Raw genomic sequence first — 26,228 nt, 5'->3', positions numbered from 1 at the left:
CATGGAGAGAAGTCTATCAATGGAACTTGTACGCGTCACGGAGGCGGCAGCACTTGCCTCTGCACGCTGGATGGGAAAAGGATTGAAGAATGAAGCGGATGATGCGGCAACAAGCGCGATGCGTGATGTCTTCGATACGATTCCGATGAAAGGAACCGTCGTCATCGGGGAAGGCGAGATGGATGAAGCACCGATGCTTTACATTGGAGAAAAGCTAGGAAATGGGTATGGACCACGACTTGACGTCGCTGTCGATCCGCTCGAAGGAACGAATATCGTCGCAAAAGGAACATGGGGCGCACTTGCTGTCCTCGCTGTTGCGGATGCGGGAGATTTACTCCATGCACCGGACATGTACATGGATAAGATTGCAGTTGGTCCGGAAGCAGCAGGACACATCAGTCTGGATGCGACGATTGAAGAAAACATCGCAGCCGTCGCAAAGGCGAAGAACAAGGAAATCGAAGACGTCGTCGTCTCGATCCTTGATCGCGAACGTCATGAAGAAATCATTCAACGGATTCGGGCAACAGGGGCACGGATTCGCTTGATTGGTGACGGTGACGTTGCTGGTGCGATCAATACGGCGTTCCCGCATACAGGGATTGATATCTTGCTCGGTTCAGGTGGCGCACCGGAAGGCGTTCTTGCTGCCGTTGCCTTGAAGTGTCTCGGTGGAGAGCTCCAAGGGCGCTTGTTACCAGCAGACGATGCCGAGATCGAACGTTGTAAGAAGATGGGCATCGAAGATCCATCGAAGATTCTCATGATGGACGATCTCGTCGCAGGAGACGACTGTATCTTTGCTGCGACAGGGGTCACGGACAGTGAGTTGATGAAAGGTGTCCAGTTCACGGCACAAGGCGGTCAGACACACTCTGTCGTCATGCGTGCGAAATCCGGAACGGTTCGTTTCGTTGAAGGCATTCACTCGTTTAAGAAAAAACCGAAGCTTGTCATTAAGTAAAAGAGACGGACTCATACGTGAGGACTTGATCGATAAAAAAGAGTTGGTGTTTCGGATAATTTCCGAAACACCAACTCTTTTTGCTATGTTTCTAGGAATCAAGACGTTCATCCTCAACTCCTAGAGGAAAAGGAAACGTGCTAACGTTTTCCGCTTCGTTAAATCGTATGGGAAGATTGCAGTGCCTCCAAATCGCTCGACATGAAATTTCGTTTTGAAGAGCATTGTCTCACGTTTGACGAGCAGGACGTGATTTCATTATCGTACAGATAAGCGAATTCACGACTAAGACCTCTTGAAGCACCTGTGATGAAGACATGCATCCTATTTCCTTCTTATGAATTGAATAAGATGAAAAAAAGCGATTGAGCCAATGCTCAACCGCTTTGAGATGATGAATTAAAGGTAAGATCCTGCGCCGACAAGGCGTGAACCCCAGTACCCTGATTTGAAGCTTGAGTATTTAACGCCACCTGTTTCTGAGTTAACCATGCTTGACTTGCTTGTTGCGATCCCGACGTGTTGAATGCCGCTACCGTGTGAGAAGAAGACAAGATCTCCTGGTTGTACGCTTGAAACGCGGACTTTCTTAGAAGAAGAATATTGTGAAGAAGACGTACGTGGCAATGTTTTACCAGCCGCTTTCTTGTAAACGTAGCTTGTGAAACCAGAGCAGTCGAATCCACGAGTCGTTGTTCCGCCCCATACGTATGGTGTACCTTTATGTTTTGCTGCTTCGTTCAGGATTTTCGTCCGTTTAGAAGATGTGCTTGTTGATTTTTTAGCGCTTGAAGATGATTTGTATGTCTTTGTGTATTGTGAGAAGACATAACGTGTTTTACCGCCGTATGAGATTTTTGTCCAGCTGCCTGATTTGCCTTTGTATGTAAAGACTTGACCAGCGTTGACTTTCCCGACGATGCTTGCTTTCGTAGAAGGAGCTGTCCGAACACGAAGACCGTTGTCCGTGATCTTGACTTTCGTGACTGTTGCTGCTTCAACTTTACCTGTACCCACTGATGTAAAACCTGAAACCACTAAGGCTGCTGTCGCGATCGATGCTAGAAAACGTTTCATGTTAAGAATTCCTCCGTTTTAATGTACTGTGTTGCGTCCGTAAGTTATATGATGAAATCATTAAGTGTGTAATTAAGCAGTGAACCTTACAACTGTGTAAGAATTTTGTCTGCAGGAATATCTTAGCATGTGCGCCCTTAAAAACGTTTTTTCAGTTAGAAGACAAAATAGATGCTTTTGTAACATAACTGAAATAATATCCTTGAATATTACAAAGTAAGAAACGCAAAGGATTGTTGACGACGAATTTAAAAAAATATGATACCTTTAGTTCACGAAAGAAATTACATACCTCCTGATGTATGTATGGAAGTATGCTGAATGCAGTTGAATTTATAAAGAATAGGTGAAAAACATGCCAACAACTGATAAAAAAGATAAACCTGAACGTTCCTATACTTTGGCTCAATTGAGCCAGCTGACATTAAAAGAATTATATGAAATCGCAAAGACGAAGAATGTCCCGCAATATCGGGAAGCCCGTAAGCGTGAGTTGATGTTCAAGATTCTAAAAGCACAGGCGGAATCAACAGGTCTTTATTTCCTCGAAGGGGTACTTGAAGTCATCCCTGGTAATCCACAAATGCAAAACGATGGTGGCTTCGGCTTCCTTCGCCCTATCAATTATTCCCAATCCTCTGAAGATATCTATATCGCCGCTTCTCAAATCCGACGCTTCAATCTACGTAATGGTGATGTCGTCACAGGTAAAGTACGCCCACCGAAGGAAAACGAACGTTTCCAAGGGTTACTTAGTGTGGAAGCCGTCAACGGCGAAGCACCGGATACAGCGCGTAACCGTTTGTTCTTCCCGGCGCTGACACCGATCTATCCGGATCGTTTAATGCGTCTTGAGACAGAGCCGCGTCATTTATCGGTTCGTGTCATGGATATGATTGCACCAGTTGGGTTTGGACAACGCGGTTTGATCGTCGCACCACCAAAAGCAGGGAAGACGTCACTCCTCAAAGAAATCGCAAACTCGATTCAAGAGAATCATCCGGATGTCGAGCTGATCATTCTATTGATCGATGAGCGACCAGAGGAAGTAACTGACATCGAGCGTTCAGTTCCGGGAGCAGACGTCGTCAGTTCAACGTTCGACGAAACACCGGACAACCATGTGCGGATTTCTGAACTTGTCCTTGAACGGGCGATGCGACTTGTCGAACATAAAAAAGATGTCGTCATCTTGATGGATTCGATCACGCGTTTGACTCGTGCGTATAACTTAACAGTGCCGCAAAGCGGACGGACGCTTTCAGGGGGGATTGACCCAGCAGCGTTCCACAAACCAAAACGGTTCTTTGGTGCGGCGCGAAACATCGAACATGGTGGCAGTTTGACAATTCTTGCGACGGCACTCGTCGAGACGGGATCCCGCATGGATGACGTCATCTATGAGGAATTCAAAGGAACAGGAAACATGGAGCTACATCTCGATCGTAAGCTGTCGGAACGCCGAATCTTCCCAGCAATCGACATTCGCAAATCAGGTACGCGGAAGGAAGAACTCTTGCTTCCGAAAGAGCAACTCGATGCGCTCTGGACGATTCGTCGGACGATGAACGAGTCGAACGAGTTCGTCGATACGTTCCTGCGTAAGATTCGCGACACGAAAAATAATGAAGAATTTTTTGCTGAACTTGAGAAAGAAAAGAAGAAGACGGTCCGACGTGCACCTGCTAAACCGCGTACCGTCAAGAAGGAAGCAACGACGGAAAAATAACTATTGCGACGCGTAAAAAAATCGTTTAGTATAGGAAGGTAACTTACTCTGGCTCAGCAAATGGACCAGGGCGGAAGGAGAGAAATCAACCATGAAACAAGGAATTCACCCTAACTACAACAAAGTAGTATTTATGGATTCAACGACTGAGTACAAATTCTTAAGCGGTTCTACTCGTTCTTCGAACGAAACGATCACTTGGGAAGATGGTAACGAGTACCCACTCATCCGTGTGGATGTGTCTTCAGACTCGCACCCATTCTACACAGGTCGTCAAAAGTTCAACGCGGCAGATGGTCGTGTCGATCGCTTCAACAAAAAATACGGCCGCAAGTAATTACTTGCCGGTTCTTAAAAAACAGCCTGCCTCCATTACGGAAGCAGGCTGTTTTTGTATAGGCTGAATTGCGAACGGTACGTAAGGTACGTCTTTAAGACGAACGAGAAAGCAATCCCGCCGACGATCCCGATCAAGTACGGCATGGCATCTGGATGTGCCAAGATGTAGTCGACGACTTTATGGAACGAGATATGACGACCAACAAAGTAGCCGGCGCCCAAGAACACACTGACCCAAATCAAAGCACCTGTATACGCGTAACTCGCAAAAATGCGAAACGGCATTTTTGAAACACCTGCAAAAAAAGCAGAGAGTTGGCGAAGACCAGGTATGTAGTAACCGATGATCAAGACCGATTTGCCGTAACGACGAAACCCGGCTTCAGCGGAGAGAATGTGTTTTTCTGAGATGCGCATCTTTGGTCCGACGCGATGCAACAGGGGCATGCCGAGTTTTAAGCCCAGCACGTAGCTAATCGTCATTCCGATGCAACTGCCAGCGTAAACGGCAAGAATCGTACCGAACAGCGGTAGATTGCCTTGATGCATCCAAAAACCGGACAGGACGAGCAAGGTCTCATCAGGAACCGGCAATCCCACGATACCACCTGCGAGAAGGACGGAAAGACCAAGGGCGCCATATTGGTGCAGAATGTCATGTAAGAGATGATGAATCGGGGACACCTTCTTTCGCGAGAATCTTCTTCTTTAGTGTACAGGAAATGGATGAAGGTTGGAATGAAAGGACAAAAATTCTAGGTAAAGAAAAAATGAATTTTGATTTCCGGAAGTCAACCCTTTTTCTCAATACCGTTTCGAGCTATACTCGTTAAAGTGACTATTTTTAGAGGACGGTGTCGGACGATGATGCATGTAATAAATCAGTACGGCTGGATCGAAGTAATTTGTGGTAGTATGTTTTCCGGGAAATCGGAAGAGTTGATTCGTCGTGTCAGACGGGCACAGTACGGCAAACTGCCCGTTCAAGTATTCAAGCCGGCAATCGACGACCGGTACCATGAAGAGCATGTCGTCTCTCACATCGGAAATTCCGTCGTGGCGATTCCAATGGCGACGAGTCGTGATCTCTATGCAGCAGTAGCGGAAGAAACACAAATTGTCGGAATTGATGAAGTTCAATTCTTTGATGATGAGATCGTTCAAGTCATCGAAGCACTTGCGCAAGACGGAAAACGCGTCATTTGTGCAGGACTCGATCAGGATTTCCGGGCAGAGCCATTTGGCAAGATGCCGGAATTACTGGCGCGCGCAGAATTTGTGACGAAACTTCAGGCGATCTGTCTCTCATGTGGCGATCCGGCTTCCCGGACACAACGTTTGATTGATGGAAAACCAGCGAACTATGATGATCCGATCATTTTAGTCGGCGCTTCAGAATCGTATGAGCCACGGTGCCGCCACTGCCATGAAGTGCCAGGAAAGCCGAAGCCGCTCCAAACGATGCAACACCAAAAAGGATAAACAAAAAAGACGAACCGATGATGGTCGTCCTTTGATGTAACAGCTGTTCGCTTCTAAGTGAAGACGAATAGCTGTTTTTTTTTATCCCGTTTCCTGTGAGAAACGACTCGAGCGTTCGATGAAACGAATCGTCTCACGCACGATCAAATCCTGATCATGATCGAGGGTCGCGACGTGGTACGAGTTGAGGAGACAGTAGATTCGTTTATCATTCGTCCCGATGTGCTGGTGCAGATAATCCGAGCTCGACGGCGGAACGACGTGATCGGTCGCCGAGTAGAGAATCAATGTCGGCAGGAGAATGGATCCGAGGCGTCCTTTTGTCTCATCCATTAGACGGACGAGTTCGAACGCACAACGGCTCGGAACGAGGTCATAAATGATTTCGAAGGCTGCTCGCTTAATGTCCGGTGCCCCTTCCGGTAAGTACTGTGGACCGTCCTCGAACGAAAGTGCTTCATAGGATGGAACGGAGAGTGCGGCATTGATCGTAATGATGCCGGCAAACGGAATGCCGTCAGCAGCGAGCGACAACGCAAGCGTCGCACCCATCGATTGACCGATGACGAAGACTTGATCGCATGTTTCTTGTAAACGTTCATAGCCGTCTTGCAGGCTTTGCTTCCAACATCGAGCAGTCGATTGTTCAAACTCGCGGACGTTCGTTCCATGTCCACGTAAGCGCGGGGCATAGACGGTAAAACCTTCGGCAGCAAATGCCTCACCGACGTCCCGGACACTCTGCGGAGTGGCGTTAAAACCATGACAGATTAGAATGCCGATCGGTCCACCTTGAAGATAAAATGCTTCAGCACCAGTCAATACAGGATAGTTCATCATTACTATTTTTCCTCCATTCATGAAAAAAACTCGTCGACGTCACTGCTTGGACGCCCACGAGTTTTTCACCGTATCATCCAAAGCCGCGCTTTGCTGGTCGGAGCACCTTACAGATTGCAGGTTGCCGTGAAGTCATAGAGCCAGGTCTCTCGTTCACTCTTGATAAATATCATATTGGAATTGTCGGATTAATCATTGAAACGATGGTAGCACGACCGAAAATGACTTGTCAAATCGTTCTTGACGAATCATGATCCGTTCAGTAAGCTAACTCATAACTTGTTCATCCATCGATATGCGCCAAATGGATTATTTTTGAAAAGTTGGTTGACTTTTAAAGGTTCGACCCGTAATGTAAAAATTAGTTTTACGACATAAGCAACAACACAACAACACACATACGAATTTCATACCGCAATACTTATCCAGAGAGGTGGAGGGACTGGCCCTACGAAACCTCGGCAACAGACTCATTATGAGCACTGTGCCAATTCCATCAGACAGATGTCTGAGAGATGAGTGGAGTGGATTCTGCCACTGTGCGGATCCAGGTCTCTTCTTGTTTCTCAAGAAGGGACCTTTTTTGTTGAATGAAGGGGGAAAACGGAATGATTGCATTTCATCAAGTCAAAAAAACGTACGTCACGAAAGATCAGACGATTGCAGCGCTCGACGGTGTCGACCTGACGATCGAAAAAGGTGAAATCTTTGGGGTCATCGGTTTTAGCGGTGCCGGGAAAAGTTCACTGCTCCGCTGCGTCAATCTGTTAGAACGACCGACGTCAGGAACGGTGACGGTCGATGGGGAAGATTTAACGCAACTGTCTCCGAAAAAGTTACGCCAAGCAAAACAACGGATCGGGATGATCTTTCAGCACTTCAATCTGTTGAATGCGAACACGGTCTTTACGAATGTCGCGAAACCACTCGTTCTCGCAGGCGTCAAGAAAGACGAAATTCGCCGCCGGGTGACGGAGTTACTCGAATTCGTCGATCTCGCGGACAAAGCAGATCATTATCCGGATCAATTGTCGGGTGGGCAGAAACAGCGCGTTGGTATCGCCCGGGCACTCGCGACGCAACCTTCCGTCCTTTTATGTGACGAAGCGACGTCAGCACTTGATCCCCAGACGACACATCATATTCTTCAGTTATTAAAACGGATCAATGCCGAGTACGGGATCACGATTCTCTTGATCACCCACGAGATGGGCGTCATCCGGGAGATTTGCGACCGGGTCGCCGTCATTGAAGCTGGAAAGTTGATCGAGTCAGGAACGGTCTTTGATGTCTTTTCAAACCCGCAGACTGAGACAGCGAAAAATTTCGTTCGCTCCGTCATGCATGACGAGATTCCAGCGTCGATTCGTCAGTTGATCGAGTCCCGGAATGCGAATCCAATCTATAAGATTCACTTCCTTGGACATCACACCGGACAACCACTCTTATCGCAAGTCGCAAAACGCTTCGACGTCGATGTCAATATCCTGCACGGTAGCATCACGGAGTTGCAGGATACGCCGTTCGGCACATTACTCGTTGAACTGATCGGTGAGACGACAGAAGTGAAACGAGCGTTACACTACATCGATCAGGCGCAGGTAACCGTTGAGGAGGTGCTCGCTGATGCTAGTTAACTACAGTGATATCTGGACAGCATTCTTGCAGACGATGACGATGGTATCCGTTTCGCTCTTGTTCTCGACCTTGATCGGCTTACCACTCGGTATCCTGCTTGTCGTCACGCGAAAAGGAGCGTTACTTGAAAATGTTCCGTTGTTCACGTTCTTCAACAGTATCGTCAATATTTTCCGCTCGATTCCGTTCATCATCTTACTCGTCGCGATCATCCCGTTGACGCGCTTGATCGTTCAGACATCGATCGGAACAGAAGCCGCAATCGTTCCGCTCGTCTTTTACGCTGCACCGTACATGGCGCGTCTGATCGAGAGTTCTTTACTCGAAGTCGATAAAGGCGTTCTTGAAGCAGCAGAAGCGATGGGCGCGACACCGTTTCAAACGATTTTCCGCTTCCTCCTACCGGAAGCACTCGGTTCACTCATCCTGAACTTAACGATCGCGACGGTCGGCTTGATCGGGGCGTCGGCGATGGCAGGCGCCATCGGTGGTGGCGGTTTGGGTGACTTAGCAATTACTTACGGCTATCAACGGTTTGATACGAAAGTCATGATCATCACGGTCGGGATTCTCGTCATCTTAGTCCAAGGCTTACAGACGACAGGCAACATCGTCGCACGAAAAATCAGAAGACATTAATCAAGGGAGCGATTCAGCCATGAAAAAAGCAGTAGCAATTGGAGCAACACTCACGACGATTTTATTTGCCGGGTGCGCAGCATCAGGAGAAGACGAAAAGACGATCAAGCTCGGTGTCAGCGGTTCAGACACACAAGTTTGGGATTATGTCGCGAAAAAAGCAGAGAAGGAAGGCATCAAAATCGAACTCGTCAAGTTCTCCGATTATGTCCAGCCGAACATGGCACTGGCTGAGGGTGAGATCGACGCCAATGCCTTCCAGACGATTTCCTACTTCAACGCTTTCAAGAAAGAACATAACTTGAAGCTATCGCCGATTGCGACGACTGTCATCGCACCGATGGGGATCTACTCGGATAAATACAAGGATGTCAAAGACATTCCAACTGGCGGAAAAATCGCTGTTCCGAACGAAGCGACGAACATGGGACGCGCCCTCTTGTTACTGCAAGAAGCAGGTCTGATCAAGCTACCGGACGACTTCGATGGCAACGGTTCGGTCGATAAGATCGTCGAGAATCCGAAAAAGCTGAAAATCGTTCCGATCGTCGCTGGACAAACGCCACGCGTCTTACCGGACGTCGCGGCATCAATCATCAACAATGGCATCGCCGTTGACGCTGGCTTCAACCCGATCAAGGACTCAATCGTTCATGAGAACGAGACAGCAAAACCATACATCAACATCATCGCAACACGAACAGAAGACAAGAACAAAAAAGAACTGAAAAAAATCGCATCGCTGTATCAACAAAAAGATGTCGCGGCCTTCATCAAAAAAGAATACAAAGGCAGTACGATCCCGACGTTCGTTCCACTGAGCGATATCGGCGAATAATTTCAAAAGGAGAGTGGACAGTATGACGACACCAGTACGCACGACATGGGTAGAGACGATTGAACAGGACATCGAACAAAAACGAGAATCGTATCTTGAGACAAGTCACCGAATTCATGCAACGCCGGAAATCGGGAACGAGGAATTCTTTGCTTCGCGGCTCCATGCGGAGCGTCTAACAGCGGAAGGTTTTACAGTAGAACTCGGCGTCGCGGGGCACGATACCGCGTTCTTCGCGAAGAAATCGAGCGACCGACCAGGCGCAACGATTGCCTTTCTTGCTGAATACGATGCGTTGCCGGGTATTGGTCACGCGTGCGGTCATAATATCATCGGCACGACGAGCGTCGCAGCGGCGATCGCGCTCAGTAAAGTGCTCGATGAAGTCGGCGGGAGTGTCGTTGTCCTTGGAACACCAGCCGAGGAAGGTGGACCGAACGGTAGTGCGAAAGGCAGTTTCGTCAAACATCAGTTACTGGAAGGGATCGATGCGGCCTTGATGGTCCACCCGTCGGGACAAACACGGATCACGGGTTCTTCCCTTGCGGTCGATCCACTCGACTTTGCCTTTACGGGTCGTCCGGCACACGCAGCGGCGTCACCGGAAGAAGGCATCAACGCCCTCGACGCTGTCATTCAACTCTTCAACGGAATCAATGCCTTACGTCAGCAGTTACCAGACGATGTCCGGATCCACGGGATCATCACGCATGGAGGCGATGCGCCGAACATCATCCCGGAATACGCAAGAGCACGTTTCTTCATCCGGGCAACGACACGGGAACGATTAAATGCCGTCACGGAAAAAGTCAAAGCCGTCGCCCAAGGCGCGGCACTCGCGACTGGGGCGACGCTTGACGTCATCGCGTTCCAAAATGAAGTCGATAACCTCGTCTTCAACCGGACGTTCGACCGTCTGTTCCAAGAAGAAGCAGAAGCGCTTGGCAAAATCGTTCACTTGGACGAACGACCGGGTCTTGGCTCAACGGACGCCGGTAACATCAGTCAAGTCATCCCGACGATCCATCCGTATATCAAGATTGGTCCGGACGATCTCGTCGCGCATACGGAAGCATTCAAAGAAGCGGCTCGTTCAGAAGCTGGAGATGAAGCATTGATCACGGGGGCGAAAATCCTCGCTCGGACAGCGCTTCGCGTCCTCGCTGATGAACGGACGCGCGGGGCGATCGCTCAAGAATTCCACGATCGGAAGAACGGATATTTATAAGCGGAAAACGACGACTGGATGCACTGCTATCAAGTGCTCCGGTCGTTTTTGAGATGCGATCGATCACGAATTGGTGATGAGTGACAGAACTGGAGCGAAATCAAAAAAGAGACAAGACAGAAGCATTTGCGCTTTGTTTTCTTGAAAAAGATATGCTAGGCTAAAATTGTATAACTCAATAATCCAGTTCTTCGGGGTAGGGTGAAAATCCCAACCGGCGGTGATGCGATCAATCGATCGACGAGCCCGCGACCTGTGATGTACGCATCATGGCTGACTTGGTGAGATTCCAGGGCCGACGGTAAAGTCCGGATGGGAGAAGAACGAAACGACGCGATTCAAGCTGTTTTCTGAAAAAATGTTTTCAGGAGACGGTCTCTTTCTGCATGAAAAAATGCAGGAAGCGAACCGTGTATTTCGTGAACCCTTCTATACAGACGCCCCTTTTTCAAGGGGCGTCTTTTTTCATTTGAAAGGAGTGAACGCGATGTCACAGATGATGAGTTATGCCATGCAATTAGCACAAATGTTACACGGACAAACAAGTCCGAATCCAAGTGTCGGCTGTGTCATCGTCAAACAAGGACGCATCATCGGCTTCGGTGCACACCGGTTTGCCGGTGGGCCGCACGCAGAAGTCGAAGCCTTACGGATGGCAGGAGAAGCCGCCCATGGTGCCGATCTCTACGTGACGCTCGAGCCATGCAATCATCACGGCAAGACGCCACCATGCACGGAAGCGATTCTACAAGCAGGAATCAAACGAGTTTTCGTCGCAACAGAAGACAAACATGTAATCGTCGCTGGTTCCGGAATTAAACGGCTACAGGACGCGGGAATCGAAGTCGAGGTCGGCTTGTTACGGCATGAGGCAGAAGCCCTCTACACGGCATTCTGGAAGACGATCGAACGAAAACGCCCGACCGTGACCGTCAAAATTGCGCAGACGATGAACGGGATCGCGGCGACAGGTGAACAGCGCTGGATCACGTCAGAAGAAGCACGCGCGAACGGTCGCGCCCTGCGTGGACGCCACGATGCCATCCTCGTCGGAAGTGAGACGGTGCTCGTCGATGATCCGGCACTGACGTTACGCGCGTCGTCAGGCATCGAGCCGATTCGAGTAATCGTTGATCGCCGGGGGCGGATTCCGGAGACGGCGCAAGTCTTCCGCGATGGTAAAAATCCAACCTACTGGCTGACGAGTGTTCCTCGGATTAGTCACGATCAGGTGACGGTCCTCGTTGGTGAATATGAGACGCCGGAAGCGATTTTGAAACGCTTATACGAACAAGACATCCGTAGTGTCTTGATTGAAGGCGGACCAACGATTCAAGCCGCTTTTCTTGAGGCAGATCTCGTTGACCGAATCGAAGTCTACCAAGCCCCATCGATTTTTGAAGGCGATGCGTGGAATAGTCAACACGATATCGAAAATCGTTTTCAAATCGACCAGGTTGAGACGGTCGGACCGGATCTCCATCTGACGTACATCCGAAAGGAGGAGACGACATGTTCACCGGATTGATTGAAGAAGTCGGAACCTTAAAACGAAAGATCCCGCGACCGAACGGGTTAGCGCTTGAAATTGAGGCGCACCGGGTACTCGAAGGAACGAAGATCGGTGATAGCATCGCCGTCGACGGGATTTGTTTGACTGTCACGTCGATGAGTCCGACCGGTTTCACGGCAGATGCCGTCCATGACACGATCCGGTCAACAGCCCTCGGCACGTACCGCGTCGGAAGCCTATTGCAACTCGAACGGGCGATGCCGGCAGACGGTCGTTTCGGCGGTCATTTCGTCAGTGGACATATCGACGGAACAGCGCGGCTGATCAGTCGGCGACCGGATGGAGAAGCGATGGTCTATACGTTTGATGTCGGATCGTGGCAAAAGTATTGTATTCCGAAAGGCTCGATCGCAATCAACGGTACGAGCCTGACGTTGCAACGCGTCACGCCGGAAACGATCTCGATTTCATTGATTCCGCACTCCCGTCAAGTGACGACGTTTGATCGATTGGCAAGTGGTGCAGTCGTCAATATCGAGTGTGACATGATGGCGAAACATCTCTATCATTTCACGCAGCATGAGAAGCAGACGGACTGGGCAGCATTCTTAGGAGGCGACATGTAATGAACGGATTCGACTTGATTGAAGACGCAATAGAAGATTTGAAAAACGGACGACCGATCATCGTCTGTGATGACGAGGATCGTGAGAATGAAGGCGATCTCGTCATGCTCGCAGAACACGCGACAGCAGAAAACATCAACTTCATGATCACATACGGAAAAGGACTCGTCTGTGTACCAGTCAGTCCGCGGATCGCACAGCGACTCGAACTTGCTCCGATGACAGCGAATAATACAGATCCGCATGGAACGGCATTCACGCTCAGCATTGATCATGAAGAAGCGAAGACCGGCATCAGTGCCGAAGAGCGTTCGCTGACGATCCAGCGGATGCTGACGGATGGACCGGAGCGCTTCAAACGACCGGGTCACATCTTCCCGTTGATCGCAAAAGAGGGCGGTGTCCGGGAACGACGCGGACATACGGAAGCAGGTGTTGACCTTGCCCGTCTTGCCGGTAGCGATGAGATTGCCGTCATTTGTGAAATCATCAAGGAAGATGGCACGATGGCACGGGTGGATGATTTGCTTCTCTATAAGGAAGAACACGACTTAAAACTGATCACGATCGAGGCACTCGTCGCGTATCTCGAGCGTCCATTGACGCGGGAAGCGGAAGTGTTGCTTCCGACGACATTCGGAGCTTTCCGGATGGTCGGCTATACGACGCAAGATAAGAAAGAACATGTCGCCGTCTTATCCGGTGAAGCGCACGATGGGATGCTCGTCCGTCTGCACTCGGAATGTCTGACAGGGGATGTCTTCGGTTCGAAACGTTGCGATTGTGGTCCACAACTCGATTCTGCACTTGAGCGAATCGAACGAGAAGGTGGAGCCGTCTTGTATCTACGTCAGGAAGGACGCGGCATCGGTCTGATGGCGAAGTTGAAAGCGTACGAGTTGCAGGAACAAGGACTCGATACAGTCGAAGCGAACCATGCACTCGGTTATCCGACAGACATGCGTGATTATACGGTCGCGGCCAACATGTTGCGTGATCTTGGCGTGACGAAGATTCGCTTGATGACGAACAATCCAGACAAACAACGGGTGCTCGAGCAAGAGGGGATTGAAGTCATCGAACGTGTTCCCCATCAAGTACCCGTTGAACCGGAAAATCAGCGTTATCTGAAAACAAAACAAACGAAACTCGGGCACTGGCTCGATATCCAAGGAGGACACACATCATGATTTACGAAGGTTTCTTAACAGGAGAAGGACTACGCGTCGCAATCGTCGCAGCACGTTTTAATGAATTGATCACATCAAAACTCGTCGGAGGAGCAAACGACGCGTTCCGTCGTCACGGTGTTGCTGCGGATGCTGTGGATACAGCATGGGTTCCTGGAGCATTTGAAATTCCACTCGTTGCGGAAAAGTTAGCGAAAAGCGGTAAGTATGATGCGGTCATCACACTGGGTGCCGTCATCCGCGGAGCAACATCACACTATGACTATGTCTGTAACGAAGTCGCGAAAGGTGTCGCGAGTGCGTCGCGTGATACAGGCGTACCTATCATCTTCGGTGTCCTGACGACGGATTCGATCGAGCAAGCGGTCGAACGTGCCGGTACGAAAGCTGGAAATAAAGGCTACGAAGCTGCCGTTTCCGCGATTGAGATGGCAAATCTTTTACGCACGATCTAACGAAATAAGGATAGGGTGACGGAAGTTTCCGTCATCCTATTTTTTTTGTGGACATTTTGCAGGTGATAAATCAAATTTCAAAAAAAGAATAGTAGATTTGAAATATGAGGATTTGTTTTGAAGAAGAACGGTAATGAGGTAATAAAGAAACTTTGAAACATTTTCCAATATTTTTCGTAAATCAGGGTAACGCGTATAAAGGAGGAAATGAATATGAAGAAAACAAGGTGGGTAGCAGCTGGGATCGTCGCAGCATCGATTGGACTAGCTGGATGTCAAGATGGGCAGACAGATTCGGGTAGTGGCAGTGGGTCTGGTTCGACGAAGTCGGGGGAACTCTCGAATACGGAATTACTGAATAAAGCGACAGCCGCTCAAAAAGATATTAAATCGTTCCACATGGAGGGGACAGTCAATTCAAAAGCAGGTGAGATGGCAGTAGATCAGAAGGTATCAGCCGATATCATCCAGAAGCCGCTTACGATGCATCAGACGATGACGATGAAAAATCCACAGGACGGTAAGGACATGTCGATCGAGAGCTATATCGTCGACGATAAGATGTATCTATCGCAAAACGGACAATGGCTCGTTCAAGATGTCTCGGAGCTAGGTGATATGGTTGAGGCGATGGAGTCATCGGCATCGACGGATCAAAATCTCAAGCTACTGAAAAAGTACAAAGACAACTGGACCGCCAAAAAAGAGGGTGACGTTTATCAAATCGACGTCAAACTAAAAGGGGACGACCTCAAAGCATTCATGAAGGATTCGCTCGAGCAGACAGGACAGATGGCACAGATGAAAGATGCGATGGACAGCATCGATTACAAGAAAATGAACTACACGATGACGTATGATGCGAAAACATTCTATCCGAAATCACTCGATATGGATATGGTCTTCGCGGTCGAGAAAAATACCGATTTCACGATGAAAAACCAATCGACGTTCTCGAAATTCAATGAGATCAACGAAATCAAATTACCTGCGGAAGCAAAAGATGCACAACCGCTCACAGGTGCAGCACAATAAACATCGAAGTCCCCTCTCTTCCATGAAGATGAGGGGACTTTTTTGAGACTTGGAACTGACGAAGAACTTCTTTTAGTGCTTCCGTCTGTTTTTGACTGACGGAAATCTGTTCGTGCATATCGCGGAATGCTTGAGCGTCATCCTAGTATTGAATCGAGATAGCTTCGAATAAATCATTGTCATTGACGACTTTCGTATCGATGAAGGACAGCACCCCACCGGACGCGGCATTCAAATGTTCGATCGTCTTGAGTGGCAAGTTCGTAGGTTTTGCCTGCAGTTGGTGAAGAGGACCGAAGATCGATTATAAAATCAAAATAATAAAGATTACACTGAACACTCCGATGACAACGATCGTAGTGAATTATTGAAATGAAGAAGTATCAAAATAGTTTCATAAAAAAATAGTTTGACAATTATCAGTAAATTCTGAAAAAATGGTAAAGAACTACATATTTCATAAAGGGAGGTAACACGAATGGGAAATTCATTTAGTGACTGGATCAGTACGGTGTCCAATCTTGTTTGGGGACCACCGTTACTTATTCTGTTGGTCGGTACGGGGATTTACTTGACGATTCGCTTAGGATTCATTCAAATTACCAAGCTACCGTATGCGCTGAAGCTCGCGTTTTCAAAGCATCAGGACGATAAGTCGGAAGGCGACATCAGTCACTTTCAAGCATTGATGACGGCACTGGCTGCGACCGTCGGTACGGGGAATATCGTTGGTGTCGCAACCGCCGTCGTCCTCGGTGGACCGGGTGCGATCGTTTGGATGTGGTTGTCCGGTCTATTCGGGATGGCGACGAAGTATGCGGAAGCAATCCTTGCCGTCAAGTACCGTGTCGTTGATGAAAATGGACAGATGGCAGGGGGGCCAATGTATTATCTCGAGCGTGGGCTGAAGCAGAAATGGCTGGGTGTCTTGTTTGCCGCATTCGCTTCAATCGCTGCGTTCGGGATCGGGAATGGGGTCCAGACGAATTCGGTCGCCCTCGCGATGAAATCAACGTTCGATGTGCCACTTTACGTGACGGGGATCGTATTGATGGTACTGACAGGCGTCGTCATTCTTGGTGGGGTCAAATCAATCGGAAAAGTTGTCAGTTTGTTTGTTCCGTTTATGATTTTCTTCTATGTTGGAAGTGGATTACTGATTCTCGTCATGAACTATGACTTGATTCCAGGTGCGATTTCGACGATCTTCAGCAGCACGTTCTCAAGCGAAGCAATTACGGGTGGCGCGATCGGGGCGGCGATTCGTTATGGTGTCGCGCGTGGTGTCTTCTCAAATGAAGCGGGTCTTGGTTCAGCACCGATTGCAGCCGCTGCAGCGAAAACGGACTTCCCAGGACGTCAAGCGCTCGTTTCGATGACGCAGGTGTTTTTAGATACATTGGTCGTCTGTTCGATCACAGGTTTGACGCTCGTCATGGGAGGACAACTTGATACGAAGTTACAAGGTGTTGAATTGACGACAGCAAGCTTCGAGGTCTTCCTCGGTCCTGCCGGAAAATACATCGTCACGATTGGACTCGTCATGTTTGCTTATTCGACTGTTCTTGGCTGGTCGTATTATGGCGAAAAATCAATCTATTATCTATTCGGTCAAAAATCGATCCTCCCATACCGTATCCTGTTCGTCTTAGTCGCCGGAGCGGGTGCGATGACGACGAACTTGAACATGGTCTGGGCGATTTCCGATGTCTTCAATGGATTGATGGCGATTCCGAACTTAATCGGTTTGATTGGATTGTCCGGTGTCGTCATTGCTGAGACACGACTGTTCCGCGAACAGTTGAGACGAGAAGAAGCGAATCGGAAAGTTTCGTAGAACATGCGAAAATGAAAGACTCGGAAGGAACTAGTGCTTAAAAATCATTTTTGAAAACGAATGACTCTGCCATCCTCGCTTTCCCTGACAAAAGCATGTACCATGCTTTCTTTTCTTGTAAGAGTCGAGAAATAGGCATTCACATTCTATATCTATTCAACAAAAGAGAAGATTGGTTTCTAGGGTATCCCTTGGAAACCAACCTTCTCTTTTTTGCATGTGCTCCATCTCATTCAATCACTTTTTACGATAAAGCATCAGTGATTCATAAGGTCGTAACGTTAAAGTGTACCCCTCTGTCTGCATCTGCTGATAATTATGAAGCAACACCGTATAGTCCGATCCGTCATGAGGTAACGTGAACGTCGTGTCCGTTCCGTAGAAATTCGAGACGACGAGTAATTCTTCTTCATTCGTTGCGCGTTCGTACGCCCAGAGTGATGGATCGTCCGGTGTCAACAGACGGTACGAACCATCCGTGAGCACGTCATACTGTTTGCGGAGTTGAATCAACCGTTTGTAATGATGATAGACTGAATCAGGGTCTGCGACAGCAGCCTCGACATTGATCTGATCGTACGTCGGCGAGACCGGGATCCATGGCTCACTTGTACTAAAGCCACCGTTGACGGCGTCCGACCAAGGCATCGGTGTCCGCGCGTTATCGCGTGATTTTTGACGGATCGCAGCGAGAATTGCTTCTTCCGATACGCCGTTGGTCCGTGCTTCTTGATAGGCATTCAATGTCTCGACATCACGGTAGTCGGACAGATTCGTGAAGTCCGGATTCGGCATTCCGATCTCTTCTCCTTGGTAAATATACGGTGTACCTTGCAAGCCATGAAGCGTTGTCGCGAGCATCTTTGCACTCTCAACACGATACGCGACGTCGTCACCAAACCGGCTGACGACGCGGGGTTGGTCATGGTTGCACCAAAAAATTGCGTTCCAGGCTTGTCCGTTCATGCCAGTTTGCCAGTCGGAGAAAATTTGTTTCAACTGCTTGAAGTCAAACGGTGCAGCCGTCCATTTCTCACCGTTCGGATAATCGACCTTCAAGTGATGGAAGTTGAACGTCATCTTCAGTTCTTGATTTTCGAGCGAAGAATATTGAAGACAATGTTCAAGCGACGTCGACGACATCTCACCGACCGTCAAGAGATCGTGTCCGGCAAAAACGGCTGCGTTCATCTCTTGCAAGTAGTCATGAATGTTTGGTCCGTCCGTATAGTACGCACGTCCGTCTCCCTCGGGATCATTGGGAAGCCCTGGCGTCTTCGAGATCAAGTTGATGACGTCGAGTCGGAAGCCGCTGACCCCTTTATCCCGCCAAAAGCGCATCATGTTGTAAACATCTTCTCGTAAGCGTGGATTTTCCCAGTTCAGATCCGCTTGCGTCTTGTCGAACAGGTGCAAGTAATACTTGCCAGCTACCTCATCAAATGACCAAGCGGGACCGCCGAATTTCGATACCCAGTCGTTCGGTGTCTCGCGCCAGATAAAATAGTCGTGATACGGGCTGTCCGGGTGACGTCCTTCTTCGAACCAAGAGTGCGACGTCGAGCAGTGATTGACGACGATATCCATCATGACCGACAGACCACGTCGTTTTGTTTCTGCGAGTAACGTCTCGAAATCATCCATCGTTCCATACGAGGGATCGATCGCGTAATAGTCACTGACATCATATCCATTATCGTTTTGCGGTGAGGCATAGACCGGCGTCAACCAAAGGTAATCGACACCAAGATCCGCCAGATAATCGAGTTTGGCCGTGACCCCGCGCAATGTACCGGTCGCTTTGCCCTCCGGACTATAAAAACTCTTCGGATAGATTTGATAAACGGTGGATTTGCGCCAATCGGTTGTCGTGATCATCAGATACACACCTTTCTGAAATTACGCCGCTTTGTTCAGTGCGGCTTTTTTTGCGCGTTTCGTTGAGACATAGTGGAACAGGAACGTACAGGCGACAGGAACGATGATCGCGATCACCATACCGACGATGAATGACAGAATCGAGCCTGGTACGATCGAGATGAAAGCAGGTAATCCGCCAACACCGATCGCAGGAGCAAGAACGCCACTGACGGCGATGAAAGCTGACGCGATCGCTGAACCGACGAGTGCCGCGTAAAATGGATATTTGAACCGGAGATTGACCCCGAACATCGCTGGTTCCGTGATCCCGAAGTAGGCGGATAAAGCGGACGTTGACGCCATGTTTTTATCGTTGACGTTTTTCGCGAGGAAAAGCATCGCGAGTGTTGCTGAACCTTGAGCGATGTTCGAAATCGCGATCATCGGCCAGATGAACGTCGTTCCGCTCTGTCCAATCAACTGTAGGTCAACAGCGATGAACATGTGGTGCATGCCGGTAATGACGAGCGGCGCATAGAGTGCGCCGAAGAGTAAGGCACCAAGTAACGGAACAGCTTCGAACGTATTGACGACACCAATCGTAATCCAGTCACCGACTTGACGCGTGACCGGTCCGATGACGGCAAGGGCAAGGAATCCGGTCAATGTGATCGTCGTAATCGGTACGACGAGTAATTGAATCGCATTCGGTACGCGTTTTTTGAGCCATCGTTCAATCGTACTGAGAACATAAGCAGCGGCGAGCACAGGGAGTATTTGTCCCTGATAACCGACTTTTTCAATTTCAAAGAGACCGAGAATGTTGAACGTCGGGATTTCACCTTTTAGAGCACTTTGTCCGTAGTTCCATGCGTTTAAGAGATCTGGGTGAACAAGCATCAGACCCATGACGATCCCGAGAATCTCACTTCCGCCGAAGCGTTTCGTCGCTGACCAACCGACGAGTGCCGGGAGGAAGACGAAGGCGGTGTTTGCCATTATATTGATGAGATCCCAAAGTCCTTGTAAGTTTGGATAACGATCGATCATCGTCTTGCCACCGAACTCGATACCGAATAGATTATTGATTCCCATTAAGAGACCAGCAACGATGATCGCCGGGATGATAGGCATGAAGACATCAGAAAAGACTTTGATCAACTTTTGGAACGGATTCATCTTGGCAGCGCCAGACGATTTAACATCTGCGACCGTTGTTGCCTGTAAACCAGTCAGTTGAATGAATTCAGCATAGACCCGGTCGACATCACCGGCACCAATGACGATTTGATAGACACCCGCGTTCAAGAACGCGCCTTTGACGAGCGGAACTTCAAGTAAGGCTTCTTGATCGACAAGCTCTTGATTCTTAAGCGTTAAACGAAGACGGGTGACACAGTGAGCTGCCTGCTCAACGTTCTCCTTACCTCCGATGTTCTCAATGATTTGCTCTGCAATCTGACGATAGTTTGGTTTCATCTCGATGCTCCTTTTTGGAAGTGACATACTCGACCACTTTTGAAATGAAAACGTTTTCTTATCTGCGCACACTTATCTTAACTTATCTATATAAGTTGGTCAAGAACTTATATAGATAAGTTGGGGAGAATAAAAAAGAGAGAACCCGTCATGTACGGATTCCCTCATGGATCACCATCTATTCAACGCCGTGCGATATCGGTGAATTGAAATTTATCGAGGCGGTGACGTGATTCCGTTCGCTCGAAATGTTGGCCTTCATAGAAGTACGTATCGTTCGTGACGACGATGACGTGTGTCATGTCGTGAAGATCAAGTCGTTCTTGGTCTTCCCGTGTCGCAGGGCGCGCTTCAATCTTTCGTTTCGCATAGCCGATCTGCCGGCCGAGTGTCTCTTCAATGTAATGATAGATGGACCCTTTAGCAATGTCAGCGGTTAGGCCGGGCACAAGTGCGGTTACGAAATGATTAATGTCACGGATGACGCGTTCGCCATCAATCTGACGAATCCGCTCAATACGGGTTACGTCTGTTCCTTGTGCCACATGCAATAACGAAGCGAGCTCAGGAGAGGCGGAGAGCACTTCGCACGATAGCACATCCGTCTCGACAGCATGTCGACCCATCCGGCGATGCGCCTCCGAAAAGCTGACGATTCCGTTGAACTGAAACTCGATCGCTTCTTGCGATAGAACGAAGACACCCTTTCCTTGGTGTTTGCGAACGAAGCCTTTCTCTTGCAGCGCATCGATCGCTTTTCGGACCGTTCCACGACTCGCCTCGAATTCATGCATCAATTCTGTCTCAGAAGGTAATTTCATGTCAGCTGGAAGCGTTCCTTCTTGAATCCGTTGTGCGAGTTGATGATAAATGGTTAAGTATTTCGGCATACAATCCGTCCTTTGCACTCAAATAGTGCTTTTAGTGTAGCATGGAACGATTACAGGCATCAAAATAGCTCCACCTATGATCCGGATATGACCAGAAAATAGATAGAGCGTAGAAGTGTGAATGTCAGTCAACGAAGAGACGTCGAAAACGTCGTTCCTTTTTTGAGGACATCTTGTTTTTCATCGAGAACATCACTCGTCAAGAGTTCAATCGAGTCAACCGGATGTTCCAAGATGAAGCCGAAGTTACCACTCCGTGACTCGGACGGGGCATAAGTCTTCGCAAGCGACTCCAAATAGACGTCGTCCTCGAGCGTCTTTTCTGCCGCAGCATCGAGTTTGAAGTGGGCGACAGGATTGAACGTGACCGGTTCATTACTTGTGTTCTTGATCGTGACCCGTGTCTTGATCAAATCAAAGGATTCATCGTGCGTAAAGCCATGGAAGAAATCAATCATGCCATAGCTTGGACGAGCATGGAATACTTTGATCTCTTCGATCGTCATCTCGATCGGACCAATCTTCCGTGTTTCGTTCACTCGTTTGAATTGTTTAAGCGTCAGGTCGCCCTTATCATCCGTGACGGTCTGATCGATTTTTGTCAAATCGCGATCGTCTGGAATTTGCGGGTTTGGAACGTAGGCGCTTGTTTTTTCAAGCGATACCGGCTGCTCCTGTTTCGCAGACGCTGGTTCTTTTGGTGTGTCTTGTGATGCTGAAGTGCCACAACCAGCGAGCACCGTCCCGAGCATCAAAGTAGCAAGTATCTGTCTCATGAACATTCTCCTTATTTCTTCGATTTCAAGAGATCAAAGATGATTTTCGCGTGATCCGTGTTGTCGACTTGTCCCGCGAAACGTTCTTTAGCAGGACCGAAAGCATAGACGGGTACGTCTTCACCTGTATGTCCACCTGTAGTCCAGCCTGTATGCGAGCGTTCGTTGAAGATTTCTTCAATCGCATTATCGATCTCGAGTAATTTCTTCGATTCAGCAGCGCGGGAGACGCTGTCGATTTCTTGATCCGTCAAGGCGAGTTTGTCTTGGTCGATGTACTTCATTAACGTTTTCCGTACGTCCGCGCCTTCGACGATTTGCTGCGCCATGAAGTCAGGTGTCTTCTTCGCTGCTTTGATTGGCTCAGCGAACCAGTTGTAAATGCCATCCGCACCAATCGAGTAACCGCCAGTCGAGTGGTCGGCTGTTGCGACGACGAGTGTATGCTTATCCTTCTTCGCGAAAGCGATCGCGGCTTTAAAAGCACGTTCGAAATCTTCCATCTCACTCATCGCACCGACGATATCATTGTCATGTCCTGCCCAGTCAATTTGACTGCCTTCGACCATCAGGAAGAATCCTTTTTTATTCGAATCAAGTCGCTTGATTGCGGCGTTCGTCATTTGAGCAAGTGACGGGACTGAGTTTTCGCGATCGATTCGTTTAGGTAATCCACCGTCTGCGAACAATCCGAGCACTTGTTTATTTTTATCCGCTTGCAGCTGATTGAGGTCAGTGACATAGCTATAGCCATCTTTCTTGAACGCTTTCGTCAAATTGACGTCTGGACGGACGAAGTTCGATTTCCCACCCCCGAGCATGACATCAATCTTATGTTTGCCGTTCACACGTTCTTTGAAATAGTCATCTGCAATCGCATTCATGTTTTTACGACTTTCGTCATGCGCACCGAATGAGGCAGGTGTTGCATGCGTGATTTCCGATGTCGCGACGAGTCCTGTTGACTTGCCACGTTCTTTGGCCGCCTCTAGGACGGTCTTGACTTCCGATTTATCATTATCGACCGCAATCGCTGCATTGTACGTCTTCACACCAGAGGACATCGCTGTCGCGGCAGAGGCGGAATCGGTGATATTCTCCTTCGCATCTTCCGGATACGTCATCTGTTGACCGACGAGATAGGGATCAAAGGCTGTTTTTTCAGCCGTCGTCGTCGAAGGATCGTTCTTTAAGTAACGGTGTGCAGACGTGTATGAGACACCCATGCCGTCACCAATCAGGAAGATGACGTTCCGGATTTCGGGTGAGTGAGTATGTTTGGCTTTCGCTTCGGCTTCCGGCATCGAAATCATCGTACTCAGGGAAAGGGTCGATAAGGCAAAAATCGGGATCAGACGTTTTAGTTTCATAGGGATTCCTCCTCGAAAGGTAATGGGTTATGGCGCTACGACCTACAAACACAACCTTACGCAGAAAATATGAAATCCATATGGACCGTCTGTAAAGGTTTGTGAAGAAACGATGACAAACGAATAGCCCTTCTGAAAAATTATCTCAGAAGGACTACTTGTGTATAGATTAGCGACTCCATCCGATCATCCGACGGTAGGAACTGAACGTCGGCCATGCGAGAATGACGATCGCGAGCCAGTACAGGAACTGGTTCTCGGACGAAATCAGACCAATGATTCCTGCGAGCAGGATCGTCGTGTAGATCGAGAACGTGATGATCAGTGCTGGGTGTAGTTTTGGGAAAATAGTGAACCGACCGAGTCGTTCGTTCGCTCCGCGGATATATAGGCGGCTACCAAAGAAGAGTAAGGCAATCGTCAAAGCTAAACAGAACAAGACGGGATACATTAGATTCAGATCGACATTACTTTCGAAAAAGAGTGCGAAGGGTGTCGTGATCGTCATCAGGAAACTTGTTGGCTTGTCTAACTCCTCGTAGGTCACACCGAAACCGAGCAGGGCGACGGCGTAGATGCTGAAATACGTGAAGTAGTTCAAGAACAAGAAGAACGTGCCGAGCAACAGTTGTCCGATGATATCACCAGCGATTGTTCCGGCGAATAAGAAGATCGTCAAAATCGTCACGTCAAATAGAAGGAAAAGACCAAAATCTTGGAAGAGTGACGACCACGTGACGTAATCAAACGGATTGATACCGCCGAACGCTTGCAGCAACAACCAGCTGACGAAGAAGCCGATGATCGGAAACAAGATCAGTGTTACGACGCCAATCGCCCATTTGATCCAGAACAACCAGACCTTCGGAAACGGTAACGCGTGCAAAATCAGGCTGCGACCACTCCCGCGCTCGGAACCGAGCATCAGGATCGCGAAGACAGCAATGAGAATCGCTGCGAATCCGGTGAAAAAGGGACTGACGAGTACGGTGTTGAGTAGAGCAGGTTGCTGAGACGCCTCGTAATTCTCGAACTCATTGATGACGGTATAACTGCCGAACCCATAGCTGAAGATCGCAAGCAGAATGAAACAAGCGAGCGGCCAGATTCCTTGTTTGATATGATAACGGATCAATTGCTTAACCATGTCGTTTCCCTCCAAATGTCCCTAAGAAGTAATCTTCCATCTGCACTGGCAAAGCATCTTTTAACAAGGGGTTCGTCGTTTCAAGATACTGCGCGCCTGCATCGGATAAGACGAGCAATGTCACGACCCGACCTGTTTGGGATAAGACGTGAAGATCAGCGTGTGACAATTCCGGAACGTCCTCATAGACGACTTGCCATTTCTGCATGCTGGCTTTGGCATCATCGAGTGCTTTGGGTTCACGGACGAGATGCTTTTCGATCGTCATGACACGGTCAGCGAGTGAATCAAGTTCTTCAAGTTGATGCGAAGCGATCAGGACCGCTGTCTGGCGTTCCGCAAGCAATGATACGAGCTGTTTCAGATAATCACGTTTGTTGATTCGATCGAGTCCGTCTGTTGGTTCATCCAGCAAGAGGACCGGAGCATTCGTCGCGAACGCAAGTTGAAGAAGGAACAACTGGGCTTGTCCTTTGGATAATGACGTCACGCGACGTCCGCGATCGAGGTTTGACGAACGACAATAGTTTTCGATGTACGTTTTCTCGAAGTTCGGATAGAACGCATTGTAGAAGTTGATCAGTTCGCCGAGTGTCATCTGGCGGTAGACGGAAACAGAATCCGGAACGAGGAAAAGGTGCTCCCGCGTCTTCGGAACGTGATGGATCGACTCACCATTCCATTCGACTTTCCCGCGGGTCGGCTCGAGCGCTCCAACGAGTGTTTTCAGTAATGTCGTTTTTCCGGCACCATTACGACCAATCAAGGCAGTAATCGTTCCTGCCGGCAGGGTGAAGGATGCATTTTCATAAATCATGGTACGGTCAATTTGTTTCGTCAGATGAGAAACGGTCAACATGAGGAATCCTCCCTTATGTGTAAAATGTGTTGATAAAGTTCTTCGTTTGAGATGGATAATTCGTCGGCGATGGCACAAAGGCGGATGAGTGGATCTTGGATGGCGGCTTGTTTGACTTCATGAAGTGGGATGTCTGAGATGAAGGAGCCTTTACCGCGCATCGTGACGATGAAGTTGCGGCTCTCGAGTTCCTGATAGGCGCGGGAGACAGTGTTCGGATTGACAAGGAGTGTACCGGCAAGTTCACGGACGGATGGCATCTGTTCGCCGGAGCGGAGTAGACCACGGGCAATCGAGCGGATGATTTGAGCGACCAACTGTTCATAGATCGGTAACGGACTTTTCGGATCAACGGTGAACATTTCTTCACCTCCTTAAGTGTACTATTTCAATTAATACACTAATTATAGGAAT

At 48.8% G+C, this 26,228-nt stretch carries 25 protein-coding genes and 3 riboswitches; of the genes, 14 read left to right on the top strand and 11 right to left on the bottom strand.

Translation table 11 applies throughout. The features are described 5' to 3' along the window. Window position 1 precedes the first annotated feature (1 nt). Window positions 2-967, top strand: coding sequence for a class II fructose-bisphosphatase (glpX, locus tag B4C70_RS06530; protein ID WP_035410722.1), 966 nt, complete (start codon window positions 2-4; stop codon window positions 965-967). A gap of 399 nt (window positions 968-1,366) precedes the next feature. Here glpX and B4C70_RS06525 read toward each other — a convergent pair whose 3' ends face one another. Then, on the bottom strand, window positions 1,367-2,044 hold the full coding sequence (locus B4C70_RS06525; RefSeq protein ID WP_214728403.1) for a C40 family peptidase: 678 nt from the start codon (window positions 2,042-2,044) through the stop codon (window positions 1,367-1,369). Window positions 2,045-2,399: 355 nt separating this feature from the next. Here B4C70_RS06525 and rho point away from each other — a divergent pair, with 355 nt between their 5' ends. Beyond that, window positions 2,400-3,773 carry a transcription termination factor Rho gene (gene rho / locus B4C70_RS06520; RefSeq protein WP_056064138.1) on the top strand — a complete coding sequence of 458 codons (1,374 nt, stop codon included), beginning with the start codon at window positions 2,400-2,402 and terminating at the stop codon, window positions 3,771-3,773. A gap of 91 nt (window positions 3,774-3,864) precedes the next feature. After that, the gene (locus B4C70_RS06515; protein ID WP_023469546.1) at window positions 3,865-4,110 is read left to right on the top strand and encodes a type B 50S ribosomal protein L31; all 246 of its coding nucleotides are present in this window, start codon (window positions 3,865-3,867) and stop codon (window positions 4,108-4,110) included. A gap of 35 nt (window positions 4,111-4,145) precedes the next feature. Here the strand turns inward: B4C70_RS06515 and B4C70_RS06510 are convergent, their stop codons facing one another. Continuing rightward, window positions 4,146-4,796 (bottom strand): DedA family protein, encoded by a 651-nt coding sequence (locus B4C70_RS06510; RefSeq protein ID WP_290777728.1) that lies wholly within the window; start codon window positions 4,794-4,796, stop codon window positions 4,146-4,148. Between the two features lie 183 nt (window positions 4,797-4,979). Here B4C70_RS06510 and B4C70_RS06505 point away from each other — a divergent pair, with 183 nt between their 5' ends. Then, window positions 4,980-5,594: a thymidine kinase gene (locus B4C70_RS06505; protein WP_035410895.1), complete on the top strand. Its 615-nt coding sequence runs from the start codon at window positions 4,980-4,982 to the stop codon at window positions 5,592-5,594. Between the two features lie 81 nt (window positions 5,595-5,675). On the opposite strand, the gene B4C70_RS06500 is transcribed toward B4C70_RS06505, so the two are convergent. Continuing rightward, window positions 5,676-6,434, bottom strand: a complete 759-nt coding sequence (locus B4C70_RS06500; protein ID WP_251137616.1) for an alpha/beta hydrolase — start codon at window positions 6,432-6,434, stop codon at window positions 5,676-5,678. A gap of 67 nt (window positions 6,435-6,501) precedes the next feature. Beyond that, window positions 6,502-6,603: riboswitch (SAM riboswitch) on the bottom strand. A 249-nt stretch (window positions 6,604-6,852) separates the two neighbouring features. Then, a riboswitch (SAM riboswitch) is annotated at window positions 6,853-6,956 on the top strand. Between the two features lie 86 nt (window positions 6,957-7,042). Between B4C70_RS06500 and B4C70_RS06495 the strand changes: the two genes are divergently transcribed. The 10 genes from B4C70_RS06495 (at window position 7,043) to B4C70_RS06450 (ending at window position 17,433) form a co-directional block, all read left to right on the top strand. Continuing rightward, a complete protein-coding gene (locus B4C70_RS06495; protein WP_214728401.1) occupies window positions 7,043-8,071 on the top strand; it encodes a methionine ABC transporter ATP-binding protein in 1,029 nt (342 codons plus the stop codon). Beyond that, entirely contained in the window at window positions 8,061-8,711 is a 651-nt protein-coding gene (locus B4C70_RS06490; RefSeq protein WP_023469541.1) for a methionine ABC transporter permease, read from the top strand. Before B4C70_RS06495 ends, B4C70_RS06490 begins: the two co-directional genes overlap by 11 nt. 19 nt (window positions 8,712-8,730) lie before the next feature. Continuing rightward, window positions 8,731-9,549, top strand: coding sequence for a MetQ/NlpA family ABC transporter substrate-binding protein (locus B4C70_RS06485; protein WP_029342773.1), 819 nt, complete (start codon window positions 8,731-8,733; stop codon window positions 9,547-9,549). A 22-nt stretch (window positions 9,550-9,571) separates the two neighbouring features. After that, window positions 9,572-10,777, top strand: a complete 1,206-nt coding sequence (locus B4C70_RS06480; protein ID WP_290777719.1) for a M20 family metallopeptidase — start codon at window positions 9,572-9,574, stop codon at window positions 10,775-10,777. A 183-nt stretch (window positions 10,778-10,960) separates the two neighbouring features. Further along, window positions 10,961-11,105, top strand: a riboswitch (FMN riboswitch). 159 nt (window positions 11,106-11,264) lie between these two features. Next, on the top strand, window positions 11,265-12,305 hold the full coding sequence (ribD, locus tag B4C70_RS06475) for a bifunctional diaminohydroxyphosphoribosylaminopyrimidine deaminase/5-amino-6-(5-phosphoribosylamino)uracil reductase RibD (protein ID WP_214728397.1): 1,041 nt from the start codon (window positions 11,265-11,267) through the stop codon (window positions 12,303-12,305). Next, window positions 12,290-12,916 carry a riboflavin synthase gene (gene ribE, locus B4C70_RS06470; RefSeq protein ID WP_214728395.1) on the top strand — a complete coding sequence of 209 codons (627 nt, stop codon included), beginning with the start codon at window positions 12,290-12,292 and terminating at the stop codon, window positions 12,914-12,916. The genes ribD and ribE (B4C70_RS06470) overlap by 16 nt, the downstream gene beginning before the upstream one ends. After that, a complete protein-coding gene (gene ribA, locus B4C70_RS06465) occupies window positions 12,916-14,106 on the top strand; it encodes a GTP cyclohydrolase II (protein WP_214728393.1) in 1,191 nt (396 codons plus the stop codon). Before ribE (B4C70_RS06470) ends, ribA begins: the two co-directional genes overlap by 1 nt. Beyond that, a complete protein-coding gene (gene ribE, locus B4C70_RS06460) occupies window positions 14,103-14,561 on the top strand; it encodes a 6,7-dimethyl-8-ribityllumazine synthase (RefSeq protein ID WP_035395821.1) in 459 nt (152 codons plus the stop codon). The genes ribA and ribE (B4C70_RS06460) overlap by 4 nt, the downstream gene beginning before the upstream one ends. 213 nt (window positions 14,562-14,774) lie before the next feature. Then, window positions 14,775-15,596, top strand: coding sequence for a DUF6612 family protein (locus tag B4C70_RS06455; protein ID WP_214728391.1), 822 nt, complete (start codon window positions 14,775-14,777; stop codon window positions 15,594-15,596). Window positions 15,597-16,074: 478 nt separating this feature from the next. Further along, window positions 16,075-17,433 (top strand): alanine/glycine:cation symporter family protein, encoded by a 1,359-nt coding sequence (locus tag B4C70_RS06450; RefSeq protein ID WP_056064159.1) that lies wholly within the window; start codon window positions 16,075-16,077, stop codon window positions 17,431-17,433. Window positions 17,434-17,670: 237 nt separating this feature from the next. On the opposite strand, the gene treC is transcribed toward B4C70_RS06450, so the two are convergent. The 8 genes from treC to B4C70_RS06410 all read right to left on the bottom strand — a co-directional run bounded on the left by treC (window position 17,671) and on the right by B4C70_RS06410 (window position 26,176). Continuing rightward, window positions 17,671-19,311 (bottom strand): alpha,alpha-phosphotrehalase, encoded by a 1,641-nt coding sequence (gene treC / locus B4C70_RS06445; RefSeq protein WP_290777712.1) that lies wholly within the window; start codon window positions 19,309-19,311, stop codon window positions 17,671-17,673. Window positions 19,312-19,332: 21 nt separating this feature from the next. Beyond that, a complete protein-coding gene (treP, locus tag B4C70_RS06440; protein WP_290777709.1) occupies window positions 19,333-20,772 on the bottom strand; it encodes a PTS system trehalose-specific EIIBC component in 1,440 nt (479 codons plus the stop codon). 182 nt (window positions 20,773-20,954) lie between these two features. Then, window positions 20,955-21,662 (bottom strand): trehalose operon repressor, encoded by a 708-nt coding sequence (gene treR, locus B4C70_RS06435; protein WP_290777706.1) that lies wholly within the window; start codon window positions 21,660-21,662, stop codon window positions 20,955-20,957. Between the two features lie 128 nt (window positions 21,663-21,790). Then, window positions 21,791-22,438 carry a DUF4352 domain-containing protein gene (locus B4C70_RS06430; protein ID WP_214728385.1) on the bottom strand — a complete coding sequence of 216 codons (648 nt, stop codon included), beginning with the start codon at window positions 22,436-22,438 and terminating at the stop codon, window positions 21,791-21,793. Between the two features lie 11 nt (window positions 22,439-22,449). Further along, complete coding sequence (locus B4C70_RS06425; protein ID WP_290777704.1) at window positions 22,450-23,808, bottom strand: alkaline phosphatase; 1,359 nt, start codon at window positions 23,806-23,808, stop codon at window positions 22,450-22,452. A 169-nt stretch (window positions 23,809-23,977) separates the two neighbouring features. Next, entirely contained in the window at window positions 23,978-24,955 is a 978-nt protein-coding gene (locus tag B4C70_RS06420; protein WP_290777701.1) for a hypothetical protein, read from the bottom strand. Continuing rightward, window positions 24,948-25,814 (bottom strand): ATP-binding cassette domain-containing protein, encoded by an 867-nt coding sequence (locus B4C70_RS06415; protein WP_035410673.1) that lies wholly within the window; start codon window positions 25,812-25,814, stop codon window positions 24,948-24,950. The genes B4C70_RS06420 and B4C70_RS06415 overlap by 8 nt, the downstream gene beginning before the upstream one ends. Beyond that, entirely contained in the window at window positions 25,808-26,176 is a 369-nt protein-coding gene (locus tag B4C70_RS06410; RefSeq protein ID WP_029342757.1) for a GntR family transcriptional regulator, read from the bottom strand. The genes B4C70_RS06415 and B4C70_RS06410 overlap by 7 nt, the downstream gene beginning before the upstream one ends. Window positions 26,177-26,228: the final 52 nt, after the last annotated feature.

It is taken from the genome of Exiguobacterium sp. UBA5002, from assembly GCF_002396765.1.
Lineage (GTDB): Bacteria > Bacillota > Bacilli > Exiguobacteriales > Exiguobacteriaceae > Exiguobacterium_A.
Note: the sequence above shows the minus strand (reverse complement) of the source record. Positions and strands in the feature narration are given on the sequence as shown.

What these genes read in the sequence shown, in the direction of transcription:
- B4C70_RS06450 (WP_056064159.1), top strand. Translation starts at nt 16,075, where the DNA reads ATGGGAAATTCATTTAGTGACTGGATCAGTACGGTGTCCAATCTTGTT.
- B4C70_RS06425 (WP_290777704.1), bottom strand. Translation starts at nt 23,808, where the DNA reads ATGAAACTAAAACGTCTGATCCCGATTTTTGCCTTATCGACCCTTTCC.
- ribA (WP_214728393.1), top strand. Translation starts at nt 12,916, where the DNA reads ATGAACGGATTCGACTTGATTGAAGACGCAATAGAAGATTTGAAAAAC.
- B4C70_RS06485 (WP_029342773.1), top strand. Translation starts at nt 8,731, where the DNA reads ATGAAAAAAGCAGTAGCAATTGGAGCAACACTCACGACGATTTTATTT.
- B4C70_RS06495 (WP_214728401.1), top strand. Translation starts at nt 7,043, where the DNA reads ATGATTGCATTTCATCAAGTCAAAAAAACGTACGTCACGAAAGATCAG.
- B4C70_RS06430 (WP_214728385.1), bottom strand. Translation starts at nt 22,438, where the DNA reads ATGAGACAGATACTTGCTACTTTGATGCTCGGGACGGTGCTCGCTGGT.
- treR (WP_290777706.1), bottom strand. Translation starts at nt 21,662, where the DNA reads ATGCCGAAATACTTAACCATTTATCATCAACTCGCACAACGGATTCAA.
- ribE (WP_214728395.1), top strand. Translation starts at nt 12,290, where the DNA reads ATGTTCACCGGATTGATTGAAGAAGTCGGAACCTTAAAACGAAAGATC.
- treC (WP_290777712.1), bottom strand. Translation starts at nt 19,311, where the DNA reads ATGATCACGACAACCGATTGGCGCAAATCCACCGTTTATCAAATCTAT.
- treP (WP_290777709.1), bottom strand. Translation starts at nt 20,772, where the DNA reads ATGAAACCAAACTATCGTCAGATTGCAGAGCAAATCATTGAGAACATC.
- B4C70_RS06505 (WP_035410895.1), top strand. Translation starts at nt 4,980, where the DNA reads ATGCATGTAATAAATCAGTACGGCTGGATCGAAGTAATTTGTGGTAGT.
- B4C70_RS06455 (WP_214728391.1), top strand. Translation starts at nt 14,775, where the DNA reads ATGAAGAAAACAAGGTGGGTAGCAGCTGGGATCGTCGCAGCATCGATT.
- B4C70_RS06500 (WP_251137616.1), bottom strand. Translation starts at nt 6,434, where the DNA reads ATGATGAACTATCCTGTATTGACTGGTGCTGAAGCATTTTATCTTCAA.
- B4C70_RS06410 (WP_029342757.1), bottom strand. Translation starts at nt 26,176, where the DNA reads ATGTTCACCGTTGATCCGAAAAGTCCGTTACCGATCTATGAACAGTTG.
- rho (WP_056064138.1), top strand. Translation starts at nt 2,400, where the DNA reads ATGCCAACAACTGATAAAAAAGATAAACCTGAACGTTCCTATACTTTG.
- ribE (WP_035395821.1), top strand. Translation starts at nt 14,103, where the DNA reads ATGATTTACGAAGGTTTCTTAACAGGAGAAGGACTACGCGTCGCAATC.
- B4C70_RS06525 (WP_214728403.1), bottom strand. Translation starts at nt 2,044, where the DNA reads ATGAAACGTTTTCTAGCATCGATCGCGACAGCAGCCTTAGTGGTTTCA.
- B4C70_RS06415 (WP_035410673.1), bottom strand. Translation starts at nt 25,814, where the DNA reads ATGTTGACCGTTTCTCATCTGACGAAACAAATTGACCGTACCATGATT.
- glpX (WP_035410722.1), top strand. Translation starts at nt 2, where the DNA reads ATGGAGAGAAGTCTATCAATGGAACTTGTACGCGTCACGGAGGCGGCA.
- B4C70_RS06490 (WP_023469541.1), top strand. Translation starts at nt 8,061, where the DNA reads ATGCTAGTTAACTACAGTGATATCTGGACAGCATTCTTGCAGACGATG.
- ribD (WP_214728397.1), top strand. Translation starts at nt 11,265, where the DNA reads ATGTCACAGATGATGAGTTATGCCATGCAATTAGCACAAATGTTACAC.
- B4C70_RS06515 (WP_023469546.1), top strand. Translation starts at nt 3,865, where the DNA reads ATGAAACAAGGAATTCACCCTAACTACAACAAAGTAGTATTTATGGAT.
- B4C70_RS06420 (WP_290777701.1), bottom strand. Translation starts at nt 24,955, where the DNA reads ATGGTTAAGCAATTGATCCGTTATCATATCAAACAAGGAATCTGGCCG.
- B4C70_RS06480 (WP_290777719.1), top strand. Translation starts at nt 9,572, where the DNA reads ATGACGACACCAGTACGCACGACATGGGTAGAGACGATTGAACAGGAC.